Origin of the sequence: Primorskyibacter flagellatus (genome assembly GCF_900176485.1) — a bacterium.
Lineage (GTDB): Bacteria > Pseudomonadota > Alphaproteobacteria > Rhodobacterales > Rhodobacteraceae > Primorskyibacter > Primorskyibacter flagellatus.
Map to the genome: position 1 here is coordinate 353,956 of NZ_FWYD01000003.1, position 11,572 is coordinate 365,527.

Below are 11,572 nucleotides of genomic sequence, written 5' to 3' on the forward strand. Positions count from 1 at the left end.
GTTCGCTAACGAACAGTCTGCTGCACGCTGCGACTGTTTAGTTCTGCGCCACCTCGAAGCAGCCTGATGGTGCCGTGGTAGAGGCCCCTTGGCCAGGTGCTTCCGCTGCGTTTGCGACCGGTGGCCCGGAAAAACTGTGCCTGCGGTTTGTCCAGCGTCACCGATTGGCGAATGATCCGCCCTTCAGGGCCGGTCAGGGTCATCTCGATCATGTCGCCTTTCTGCCCGCCATAGGCCAGACCAAAGACGACCATCGCCGGCGACGCGGTACTTAGCATCTGTCCTGCTTTGCCCGCTTTGATGTCGGAATAGTCGGGCACGGCCTCTGCCAGGCCGACATCAATGATGCCACCCGCGAAGGAAGGAAACTGATCTTGCCAAAGGGCGGGGGCGTCGGCACCATCACAGCCGTCGACACCGTTTGGTTCGAACGGATCGACAACGGTGCCGTCGCGCCGAAGGGTGAGATGAAGATGCGGAAACTGGGTGCGGCCACTCAGGCCTATTGCGCCCAGTTGTTGCCCGGCGGCTACGGTCTGCCCTTGTTGCACGGCGATAGAGCCACGGCGCATATGGCAATACTGCGTCTGCCAACCATCCGAGTGGTCGATCACCACGCCATTGCCACAGTCCCGACCGTCGATGGCTGTTATGTCCGAATTGGCAAATATCCGGTCCGCCATGCCGTCGCGCGTTGCACGGACAGTGCCATCCGCCGCCGCCAGAACAGCCACGCCCTTCTGCATGTCCGCGATAGTCGCCAGCGCAAAATCCGTGCCCTGATGGCCGTCATAGCTCAGTGCGCCACAGAGAAAATCCAGCACTTCCGGCCCCGGCGCCCGGTCCATGTAATGCTGTATGTGGCATGTGTCACCCAGCGTGCAATCGACCGGGATCTGTAACGAAAACTCCCCCGCCGCAGATGTCGCGGCGAGGGAGATTGCAATCGCGGCCAGATGCCGGAACATTACTCTGCGGTCAGCAAAGGCGGCTTGTCGCCTGACAGGCGCTTGCTTTCCGGGCCGCTCATTTCAAGATGCAGCTTGCCATCTTTCAACCCGACCTTGACCAATCCGCCCTTCGTCAGTTTGCCAAACAGCAGCTCTTCGGCCAGTGGCTTTTTGATGTGTTCCTGGATCACGCGGCCCAGCGGGCGGGCGCCCATCTTGTCATCATAGCCCTTGTCGGCCAGCCAGGCGGCAGCGGGCCGTGTCAGTTCTATATGGACATTGCGGTCCATCAACTGCGCTTCGAGTTGCAGAACGAACTTCTCGACGACCTGAAGGATCACATCTTTCGGCAGCGGTGCGAAGGAAATGACCGCATCCAGACGGTTGCGGAATTCCGGCGTGAACGTCCGCTCGATCGCGGCGGTGTCTTCGCCCTCGCGGCGGTCACGGCCAAAGCCGATCGCCGCCTTGGCCAGTTCCGTCGCGCCGGCATTCGAGGTCATGATCAGGATCACGTTGCGGAAATCCGTCGTGCGCCCGTTGTGATCCGTCAGCTTGCCGTGATCCATCACCTGCAACAGGATGTTGTAGACATCCGGATGCGCCTTTTCCATCTCGTCGAGCAGCAGCACGCAATGCGGGTTCTGGTCCACCCCATCGGTCAGCATGCCGCCCTGATCAAAGCCGACATAGCCCGGAGGAGCGCCGATGAGGCGCGAAACCGCATGCTTTTCCATGTACTCGGACATGTCAAAACGCAGCAGTTCCACACCCAGCGTATCGGCCAGTTGCTTTGCCACTTCGGTTTTACCCACACCCGTAGGTCCGGCAAACAGGTAGTTGCCGATGGGCTTCTCGGGTTCGCGCAAACCGGCACGCGCCAGTTTGATCGCCGAGGAAAGCGCATCTATGGCCGCATCCTGACCGAAAACCACGCGCTTCAGGCTGGCCTCCAGATCCTTGAGCACTTCGGCATCGTCCTTGGAGACGTTCTTGGGCGGGATGCGGGCGATCTTGGCCACCACCGCCTCGATCTCCTTGGCACCTATGGTCTTGCGGCGCTTCGATTCGGCCACCAGATGTTGCGCGGCACCGGCCTCGTCGATGACGTCGATGGCCTTGTCGGGCAGCTTGCGGTCGTTGATGTAGCGTGCAGACAGTTCCACCGCCGATTTGATCGCGTCGGCGGTATACTTGATGTTGTGGTGATCCTCGAAATAGGGCTTGAGGCCCTTCAGGATCTTCACTGTGTCATCCACCGACGGCTCGCTGACATCGATTTTCTGGAACCGACGGCTCAGCGCGCGATCCTTCTCGAAATGCTGACGGAACTCCTTGTAAGTGGTGGAGCCCATGCAACGCAGCTTGCCGCCCTGAAGCGCGGGCTTCAGCAGGTTGGAGGCATCCATCGCCCCACCAGAGGTCGCGCCCGCACCGATGACGGTGTGGATCTCGTCGATGAACAGCACCGCGTCGGGGTGATCCTCAAGCTCTGTCACCACAGCCTTCAGCCGTTCCTCAAAGTCGCCACGATAGCGGGTGCCGGCCAGCAGTGCGCCCATGTCGAGCGAGAAGATGGTTGTTTCCGACAGAACCTCGGGCGTGTCGCCCGACACGATCTTGCGCGCAAGCCCCTCGGCGATGGCGGTTTTGCCAACGCCGGGATCACCGACCAGCAGCGGGTTGTTCTTGCGGCGACGGCAGAGAACCTGAATGCAGCGTTCCACCTCGGAATTGCGACCGATGAGAGGGTCCACGTCACCCTTGCGGGATTTTTCGTTCAGATCGACGCAATACTTGGCCAGAGCGGATTCCTTCTGGTCGCCGTCAGTGACCGGAGGTGTTTCTTCCTCGATCTCCGTGGCCCCTTGCACGGGGCGCGCTTCGCCGTAAGCAGGATCCTTGGCGACACCATGGGCGATGAAATTCACCGCATCATAGCGCGTCATATCTTGTTGTTGCAGAAAATAGGCGGCGTTGCTTTCGCGTTCGGCAAAGATTGCCACCAGCACGTTCGCACCGGTCACTTCGGTCCGGCCAGAGCTTTGCACATGAATCGCGGCGCGCTGGATCACCCGCTGGAACGCGGCCGTCGGCACAGCTTCGGAGCCTTCGATATCAGTCACGAGGTTGGACAGGTCGTCATCGATGTATTCGACAAGCGACGTGCGCAATTCCTCTGTATCGACCGAGCAGGCCTTCATCACCCGCGCGGCTTCCGGTTCGTCAATCAGGGCAAGCAGAAGATGTTCCAACGTGGCAAATTCATGCGCCCGTGAATTTGCCAGCGCCAACGCTGCGTGAATCGCCTGTTCTAGGGTCGTTGAGAATGAAGGCACGGTGTTGGTGCTCCTCTTATCTGGGTCGGTGCCGGTCTTAGCCTGCTCAACCATGGCCTCTTGGTATTAAAGTGTGGTGGATGTTCCCCCACATCTACAAGTTTTTTCTGCATTTTGGCCGGTCACATTTGGGAGTAGTGCTGCAACCTGACGTGAAATGCATCTAGAAGTTGTCCTTGCGCGTCCGTATTTCTGCGAAAACGCTGGCGTCCGAAGCATCCGGCATATCGAGCGCTTCTTTGACTTGCGGAAGGTTCGCGCGCAGGAACGGGTTGGTCTCCAGTTCCTCTGACAGAACGGAGGGCACCGTGGGGCGGCCTTCAGAGCGCGCAGCTGCAACCGCCTCGCACCTTGATTTAAGGCTCGGATTCTCCGGTTCAATACTCAGCGCGAATTTTGCATTGCTCATCGTATATTCGTGACCGGAGTAAATCTTCGTTTCGGGCGGCAACGCGGCCAGTTTGGACAGGCTGTCCCACATCATTTCCGGCGTGCCCTCGAAGACCCGACCGCATCCCAGGGCCATCAGGCTGTCGGCGGTAAAGACGGCACCGGCATTGGGAAAATGAAACGCCATATGGCCAAGCGTATGGCCGGGCACCATCATCGGCACGACATACCCTGCATCCGTGCCGCCGTTCATGCCCTCCTCCAGCGCCCTGTCCAGCGGGGGCAACTTTGCCTCTTCAGCTTTGGGGCCCATCACCTTGCATCCGTAGCGCGCGCGCAATTCACTAACGCCGCCGACATGATCGTGATGGTGATGGGTGATCATAATTACATCCAGACCCCAGCCTCGGTCCTCCAGCGCCTTGATGATCGGGGCGGCTTCCGGAGCGTCGATCAGGCAAACGCCATCCGGCCCCTTGACGAGATAGGCATAATTGTCGGACAGGCAAGGCACGGTGATGATCTCAAGAGGCATGGTCTTTCCTTCGGTCTTGGATAAACTGCGGCCAGCTTCGCCGATCAATGAGAGGGCTGCAATGCATCTCGACGTGCAGGACCTGCGCAACTTCTATTATCGCAACGCGCTGGGTCGCGAGGCACAGAAGGTTCTGCGTGGCCAGATGCTTCGGCTCTGGCCCGAGGCGCAGGGGCAGATGGTCGCCGGATTCGGCTTTGCGGTACCGCTGCTGCGCCCCTACCTGGCCAATGCGCGCCGGGTGGTCGCACTGATGCCCGGCCCCCAGGGCGTCATGCCCTGGCCACCGGGCATGGCCAATGTCAGTGTGCTGTGTGACGAAACGCTTTGGCCGATCGAGACGGGTCATGTCGACAAGCTGGTGGTGATGCACGGGCTGGAGGCGTCGGAACAGCCGACGGCGGTTCTCGACGAGTGTTTTCGGGTGTTGGGGCCGGGCGGCAAGGCGCTGTTCATTGTCCCCAACCGCGCGGGCCTGTGGTCACGCAGCGACGAGACGCCGTTCGGCTATGGGCGTCCCTATACGTCGCGCCAGCTGGAAACGCAGCTGAAAAAGCACAACTTCATGCCGGAACAGCAAGTGACCGCCCTTTACCAGCCTCCCTCGCGTCGACGGTTCTGGATGAAAACCGGCCCGATGTGGGAACGGCTGGGGCATTCGGTGTCTGCCCTGATGTCGGGCGGGGTTCTGATGATCGAGGCGTCAAAGCGGGTGCAGGCACCGTCTGGCCCCGGAGAACGTGTGCGGGTGCCGTCGCCGCTGGCCGTGCTCGGCAATGCGGAGGCCAAGCCCAAGCCGATCTGAGAGGCGCGGCGCAATCTGGAAAATCGCTGGCGCAGCGCCCGGAAAAAGGGCAGGCTGCGGATCACATGGGCGCTTTGAGTGCCGCGCGGACGCTTCAGAATCGCACAAACGACGTGGAATTGCGGCAATTTCTTCATCTTTTTGCACGCGCAGAAAGTCGCACTTTGTCTAACTGATTGTAAATGCGTGGTTTTGCAGATTTTGCTATTCACCCCTACTATGTTGCTAGGTGAGGACGCCTCTGCTACATCCGCGCTGATTTAGTCGCCCCGGACCGATCCGGGGCACAACACCCCCGGACGCACTGCCATTTGCGGCAGGGTTTCGGGGCAAAGATATCGGAAGGGTGGACGTGTCTGAATCAGCTTCGATTTCCTCCGGCATCGCCGAACGCTATGCGACAGCAGTGTTCGAGATTGCCAAGGAGAATAACGGGCTTGCCCAATTGGAAAGCAACCTCGATGAGCTTCACGGAGCCCTGAAAGAGAGCGCAGATTTGCGCGCGCTTATCACGTCGCCGATCTACGGTCGTGACGAACAGCGCCAGGCAATCGACGCGATCGCCAAGAAGGCGGGCCTGATGCAAGCCTTGCAAAACGCGCTGAGCCTGATGGCGTCCAAGCGCCGCCTTTTCGTGGTGCCTGCGATGATCGACCAGCTGCGCGCGATGATTGCCGTCGAAAAAGGCGAGGTGACCGCAGACGTTGTCTCGGCCACGGCGCTGACGCCTGCGCAGGCAGAAGAACTTTCCAAGACGCTCAAGGCCCAGGTGGGCAAGGACGTCAAGATTAATGCGACCGTCGATGAAAGCCTCATCGGCGGTCTTGTCGTCAAGGTGGGCTCGAAGATGATCGACACGTCGATCCGCTCCAAGCTCAATTCCCTCCAGAATGCAATGAAAGAGGTCGGATAAATGGGTATCCAAGCAGCCGAGATTTCTGCGATCCTAAAGGAGCAGATAAAGAACTTTGGTCAGGAGGCCGAAGTTGCTGAGGTGGGCCGCGTGCTGTCCGTCGGTGACGGTATTGCGCGAGTCTACGGTCTCGACAACGTCCAGGCGGGCGAGATGGTCGAGTTTCCCGGTGGTATCCAGGGCATGGCGCTGAACCTTGAATCCGACAACGTCGGTGTGGTTATTTTCGGTTCCGACCGGGACATCAAGGAAGGCGACACCGTCAAGCGCACCAACTCCATCGTGGACGTGCCCATCGGTGACGAGCTGCTGGGCCGCGTTGTTGACGGTCTGGGGAATCCGCTGGATGGCAAAGGCCCGATCAATGCGTCCAAGCGCGGCATTGCCGACGTCAAGGCACCCGGCATCATCCCGCGTAAATCGGTGCACGAGCCGATGGCGACGGGCATGAAGTCGATCGACGCGATGATCCCGATCGGCCGCGGCCAGCGCGAGTTGATCATTGGCGACCGTCAGACCGGCAAGACCGCTGTCGCACTTGACGCGATCCTGAACCAGAAGTCCTATAACGAAGCCGCAGGCGACGACGAGGGCAAGAAGCTTTACTGCGTCTACGTTGCCATCGGTCAGAAGCGCTCCACCGTTGCGCAGTTGGTCAAGAAGCTCGAAGAGACCGGCGCGATGGAATACTCCATCGTTGTTGCGGCCACCGCTTCCGATCCCGCGCCGATGCAGTTCCTCGCACCGTATTCCGCGACCGCGATGGCAGAGCATTTCCGCGACAACGGTCGCCACGCGCTGATCGTGTATGATGACCTTTCCAAACAGGCCGTGTCCTATCGCCAGATGTCGCTGCTTCTGCGCCGTCCGCCGGGCCGCGAAGCCTATCCTGGCGACGTTTTCTACCTTCACTCCCGTCTGCTCGAACGCTCGGCCAAACTGGGCGACGATCACGGCAACGGGTCGCTGACGGCGCTGCCGATCATCGAAACTCAGGGTGGCGACGTTTCAGCCTTTATTCCGACCAACGTGATCTCGATCACCGACGGTCAGATCTTCCTTGAAACCGAACTGTTCTACCAGGGCATCCGTCCTGCTGTGAACACCGGTCTGTCGGTTTCGCGGGTTGGGTCCTCGGCCCAGACCAACGCGATGAAATCTGTCGCGGGTCCGGTGAAGCTGGAATTGGCGCAGTACCGCGAAATGGCGGCCTTTGCGCAGTTTGGTTCCGATCTCGACGCCGCAACCCAGCAATTGCTGAACCGCGGTGCGCGTCTGACCGAGCTGATGAAGCAGCCGCAATATTCGCCGCTGACCAACGCGGAGATCGTCTGCGTGATCTTCGCCGGGACCAAAGGTTACCTCGACAAGATCGCCGTCAAGGACGTGGGTCGTTTCGAGCAGGGCCTGTTGCAGCATCTGCGCGGCAAGCATTCTGATCTGCTGGACTTCATCACCAACGAAGATCCCAAGATCAAAGGCGAAGCCGAAGACAAGATCCGCGCCGCACTGGACGAATACGCCGCAGACTTCGCATAAGAAGGAGATAGGCCCATGCCGAATCTCAAGGACCTGAAAAATAGGATCGCGTCGGTCAAATCGACCCGCAAGATCACCAAGGCGATGCAGATGGTTGCCGCGGCGAAACTGCGCCGCGCGCAGGACTCTGCCGAGGCCGCCCGCCCATATGCCGAGCGCTTCAACGAAGTGCTCGGGCAGTTGGCGGCGTCTGTTGCCGGGTCGGATTCCGCGCCGCGCTTGTTGCGCGGAACCGGCAGCGACGATGTTCACCTGCTGGTCGTCCTGACCGCAGAGCGTGGTCTTTGCGGTGGTTTCAACGCCAATATCGCAAAGCTTGCCAAACAGCATGCCACGGAATTGCTGTCCAAGGGCAAGACGGTGAAAATCATCACCGTTGGCAAGAAGGGGCGCGACAGTATGAGGCGCGACTTCGGCAAGCTGTTCATCGAGCATGTCGACATGAGCGACGTCAAGCGTGTGGGCTATGCCGACGCGCAGGGCATTGCCAAGAATGTCCTTTCGCGCTTTGACGAAGGTGAATTTGACGTGGCGACGATCTTCTATTCGGAGTTTGTCAACGTGGTTGCACAGACCCCGACCGCTCAGCAGATCATTCCGGCAAAATTTGACACCGCCGATGACGAAGGCGATGCAGCCGCCACCGTCTACGAATACGAGCCCAGCGAAGAGGCGATCCTTGCCGACTTGCTGCCGCGTGGTGTGGCGACCCAGATCTTTGCAGCTCTGCTTGAAAACGGTGCCAGCGAACAGGGCGCACGGATGTCCGCCATGGATAACGCAACCCGTAACGCAGGCGAGATGATCGACAAGCTGACGATCGAATATAACCGCTCTCGTCAGGCCGTCATCACCAACGAGCTTATCGAAATTATCTCGGGCGCTGAGGCGCTCTAAGGAACCGGAGACGAAACATGGCAAACGCAAAAGGCAAAATCACCCAGGTGATCGGCGCCGTTGTCGACGTGCAGTTCGGCGATCATCTGCCGCAGATCCTGAACGCATTGACCACCGACAACAACGGCAAGAAACTGGTTCTGGAAGTTGCACAGCACCTTGGTGAAAACACCGTCCGGACCATCGCGATGGACGCGACCGAAGGTCTGGTGCGCGGTCAGGAAGTGACTGACACCGACGGGCAGATCCAGATGCCTGTTGGCACCGGGACACTGGGCCGCATTCTGAACGTTACCGGTGATCCGGTTGACGAAAAGGGTCCGGTTGAATCCACCGGCACCCGCGCGATTCACGGCGAAGCACCGGCCTTTTCCGAGCAGTCGACCGAGACCGAGATCCTGGTGACAGGCATCAAGGTGATCGACCTGCTGGCCCCCTACACCAAGGGTGGTAAGATTGGTCTGTTCGGCGGTGCCGGCGTGGGCAAGACGGTTCTCATCATGGAACTGATCAACAACATCGCCAAAGTGCACTCTGGCCTGTCGGTTTTCGCCGGCGTGGGCGAGCGGACGCGTGAAGGCAACGACCTGTATCACGAGATGATCGAATCCGGCGTTATCGTGCCCGACAACCTGTCGGAATCGAAGATTTCGCTGGTTTACGGCCAGATGAACGAGCCTCCCGGTGCGCGTATGCGGATCGCCCTGTCGGGTCTGACCCTGGCCGAGCAGTTCCGTGACGAATCCGGTTCGGACGTTCTGTTCTTCGTCGACAACATCTTCCGCTTCACGCAGGCGGGTTCCGAGGTTTCGGCCCTGCTTGGTCGTATTCCTTCCGCTGTGGGCTATCAGCCGACACTGGCAACCGACATGGGCGCCATGCAGGAACGTATCGCATCGACCAAAGCCGGTTCGATCACCTCCGTTCAGGCCGTCTACGTTCCCGCGGATGACCTTACCGACCCCGCGCCTGCAACTTCGTTTGCGCACCTCGACGCGACAACCGTTCTGTCGCGTGCGATCTCGGAGCTTGGGATCTATCCGGCGGTTGACCCGCTCGATTCGACCTCGCGCCTGCTTGACCCGGCCGTGCTTGGCGAGGAGCATTACAAGGTTGCGACCGACGTTCAGCAGATCCTTCAGCGCTACAAGTCGCTTCAGGACATCATCGCGATCCTCGGGATGGACGAGTTGAGCGAAGAGGACAAGCTGACCGTGGCCCGTGCCCGGAAACTTCAGCGCTTCCTGTCGCAGCCGTTCGACGTGGCGAAAGTGTTCACCGGCTCTGACGGTGTTCAGGTTCCGCTGGAAGAAACCATCGCGTCGTTCAAGGCCGTCGTTGCTGGTGAGTACGATCACCTTCCCGAAGGTGCGTTCTACATGGTTGGCGGCATCGACGAGGTGAAGGCCAAGGCAGAGCGCATGGCCGCAGACGCCGCCTAATCGCTAGAGCTTGCGGGGGGCTTGCCCCCCGCGCCTGACAGGAGGCCCAAATGGCTGAAACTATGCAATTCAATCTGGTAAGCCCGGAACGCAGCCTGATGTCGGGCCCCGTGCTATCGGTCGAGATTCCGGGCGCTGAAGGTGACCTGACGGCTCTGCCGAACCATGCACCGACGCTGACCACGCTGCGCCCCGGCATCTTGCGTGTCGAGACTGAAAAGGGTGCTGAAGAATACATCGTGACCGGCGGGTTTGCCGAACTGGGTGAGGGCGTGACCGTCCTGGCCGAGAAAGCGATGCATCGCACTGACGTTGACCAAGCCACATATGAGGCACTGGTGGACGAGGCGCACGAAGCCTATGGCAAGGCCAAGGAAGTGTTCAAGAACGAGCCTGGCCCGGTTGATGACGCGGTGAAACTGCTGCACGACATGGTCGCGATCGGCGGCAAGATCGGACTGTCGACGAAACAACCGTCGCTCTGACCCGCCGCAATAAACCATACAAAACAAGGGGCATCGCGAAAGCGGTGCCCCTTATTCTATGTGGCAATCGTGGCTGGAAGTTGCCGTTTAAGCCCGTGTTTGAGGGAACCGGCCCACAATGTTCCCAGCAGTCAGCCCTTTGCCCGACGCAAACACGCGAGGGCAAAGGGGAATCTTCCAGATCCGATCCTGATCCGCCAGAGCACCGTCTCAGGCGTAGTACATGCCCTCATAGATCGGCGTCAGGGTCTCTGTCTCGAACAGAGACGAAACCGAGGTGCCGTTCCAGATGTTCAGGATCGCCTGGGCAAACATCGGCGCGGTCGGGACGATGCGGATATTGGGTGCACTTTTGACCGGCTCGGGGGCGTGAATCGAATCCGTGACGACGAGGGATTTCATCACCGAATTGGTGATCCGCTCTACCGCCGGACCGGACAGCACGCCGTGGGTGATGTAGGAATGAACTTCGGTTGCGCCGTGCTCCATCAGCACTTCGGCCGCTTTGCACAACGTGCCGGCCGTGTCGCAAATATCATCCACGATGATGCATTTCTTGCCGCTGACATCGCCGATCACAGTCATTTCCGCGATTTCGCCCGGCTTTTCGCGGCGCTTGTCGACGATTGCCAGCGGCGCATTGATCCGCTTGGCCAATTCACGAGCCCGTGCCACACCACCAACATCCGGAGACACCACCATGACGTCGCCCAACTGGTCCTTGAACTGGTGGAGGATATCCAGTGCAAATATCGGGCTGGCATAGAGGTTGTCGACGGGAATGTCGAAGAACCCCTGAATCTGTGCCGCGTGCAGATCCATCGTCAAGACCCGCTCGATCCCGGATTCGACGATCATGTTCGCGACCAGCTTGGCAGAGATCGGCGTGCGGGCCTTGGATCTGCGATCCTGCCGTGCATAGCCAAAATACGGGATCACCGCCGTGATGCGCGCCGCACTCGACCTGCGCAACGCGTCCGACATGATCAACAGTTCCATCAGGTTGTCATTGGCCGGGTTCGATGTCGGCTGGATGATGAACATATCCTCGCCACGGACGTTCTCGTAGACTTCGACAAAGATTTCCTGATCGTTGAACCGTTCGACTCGTGCGTCCACGAGGCCGATATTCATGCCACGGTGCATCGACATGCGCCGTGCGATTGAAGTGGCCAGTGGCAGGTTGGCATTGCCGGAAATAAGCTTGGGTTCGATGATCGAGGGCATGTGTCTGGAGGGCTCCGCGCAGATCTGTGACATGAGAATCGAGAGATTGC

General features: G+C 59.7%; 10 protein-coding genes. 6 read left to right on the forward strand and 4 right to left on the reverse strand.

From position 1 onward, the window contains the following. Positions 1-5: 5 nt before the first annotated feature. The 3 genes from B8991_RS07160 to gloB form a co-directional block, all read right to left on the reverse strand. Positions 6-968, reverse strand: a complete 963-nt coding sequence (locus B8991_RS07160; RefSeq protein ID WP_084351830.1) for a M23 family metallopeptidase — start codon at positions 966-968, stop codon at positions 6-8. Continuing rightward, on the reverse strand, positions 968-3,289 hold the full coding sequence (gene clpA, locus B8991_RS07165; protein WP_084352237.1) for an ATP-dependent Clp protease ATP-binding subunit ClpA: 2,322 nt from the start codon (positions 3,287-3,289) through the stop codon (positions 968-970). The genes B8991_RS07160 and clpA overlap by 1 nt, the downstream gene beginning before the upstream one ends. Positions 3,290-3,452: 163 nt before the next feature. Beyond that, positions 3,453-4,214, reverse strand: a complete 762-nt coding sequence (gloB, locus tag B8991_RS07170) for a hydroxyacylglutathione hydrolase (RefSeq protein WP_084351833.1) — start codon at positions 4,212-4,214, stop codon at positions 3,453-3,455. A 61-nt stretch (positions 4,215-4,275) separates the two neighbouring features. Here gloB and B8991_RS07175 point away from each other — a divergent pair, with 61 nt between their 5' ends. The 6 genes from B8991_RS07175 (at position 4,276) to B8991_RS07200 (ending at position 10,295) form a co-directional block, all read left to right on the forward strand. After that, entirely contained in the window at positions 4,276-5,019 is a 744-nt protein-coding gene (locus B8991_RS07175) for a class I SAM-dependent methyltransferase (protein WP_084351835.1), read from the forward strand. 346 nt (positions 5,020-5,365) lie between these two features. Beyond that, a complete protein-coding gene (locus B8991_RS07180; RefSeq protein WP_084351837.1) occupies positions 5,366-5,932 on the forward strand; it encodes a F0F1 ATP synthase subunit delta in 567 nt (188 codons plus the stop codon). Next, positions 5,933-7,471, forward strand: coding sequence for a F0F1 ATP synthase subunit alpha (atpA, locus tag B8991_RS07185; protein WP_084351839.1), 1,539 nt, complete (start codon positions 5,933-5,935; stop codon positions 7,469-7,471). A 15-nt stretch (positions 7,472-7,486) separates the two neighbouring features. Next, a complete protein-coding gene (locus tag B8991_RS07190; RefSeq protein ID WP_084351841.1) occupies positions 7,487-8,368 on the forward strand; it encodes a F0F1 ATP synthase subunit gamma in 882 nt (293 codons plus the stop codon). Between the two features lie 17 nt (positions 8,369-8,385). Continuing rightward, positions 8,386-9,810 carry a F0F1 ATP synthase subunit beta gene (atpD, locus tag B8991_RS07195; protein ID WP_084351844.1) on the forward strand — a complete coding sequence of 475 codons (1,425 nt, stop codon included), beginning with the start codon at positions 8,386-8,388 and terminating at the stop codon, positions 9,808-9,810. 50 nt (positions 9,811-9,860) lie between these two features. After that, entirely contained in the window at positions 9,861-10,295 is a 435-nt protein-coding gene (locus B8991_RS07200) for a F0F1 ATP synthase subunit epsilon (protein ID WP_084351846.1), read from the forward strand. Positions 10,296-10,505: 210 nt separating this feature from the next. On the opposite strand, the gene B8991_RS07205 is transcribed toward B8991_RS07200, so the two are convergent. Further along, positions 10,506-11,522: a ribose-phosphate pyrophosphokinase gene (locus B8991_RS07205; protein ID WP_084351848.1), complete on the reverse strand. Its 1,017-nt coding sequence runs from the start codon at positions 11,520-11,522 to the stop codon at positions 10,506-10,508. Positions 11,523-11,572 lie beyond the last annotated feature (50 nt).

What these genes read in the sequence shown, in the direction of transcription:
- B8991_RS07160 (WP_084351830.1), bottom strand. Translation starts at nt 968, where the DNA reads ATGTTCCGGCATCTGGCCGCGATTGCAATCTCCCTCGCCGCGACATCT.
- gloB (WP_084351833.1), bottom strand. Translation starts at nt 4,214, where the DNA reads ATGCCTCTTGAGATCATCACCGTGCCTTGCCTGTCCGACAATTATGCC.
- B8991_RS07175 (WP_084351835.1), top strand. Translation starts at nt 4,276, where the DNA reads ATGCATCTCGACGTGCAGGACCTGCGCAACTTCTATTATCGCAACGCG.
- atpA (WP_084351839.1), top strand. Translation starts at nt 5,933, where the DNA reads ATGGGTATCCAAGCAGCCGAGATTTCTGCGATCCTAAAGGAGCAGATA.
- B8991_RS07190 (WP_084351841.1), top strand. Translation starts at nt 7,487, where the DNA reads ATGCCGAATCTCAAGGACCTGAAAAATAGGATCGCGTCGGTCAAATCG.
- atpD (WP_084351844.1), top strand. Translation starts at nt 8,386, where the DNA reads ATGGCAAACGCAAAAGGCAAAATCACCCAGGTGATCGGCGCCGTTGTC.
- B8991_RS07200 (WP_084351846.1), top strand. Translation starts at nt 9,861, where the DNA reads ATGGCTGAAACTATGCAATTCAATCTGGTAAGCCCGGAACGCAGCCTG.
- B8991_RS07205 (WP_084351848.1), bottom strand. Translation starts at nt 11,522, where the DNA reads ATGCCCTCGATCATCGAACCCAAGCTTATTTCCGGCAATGCCAACCTG.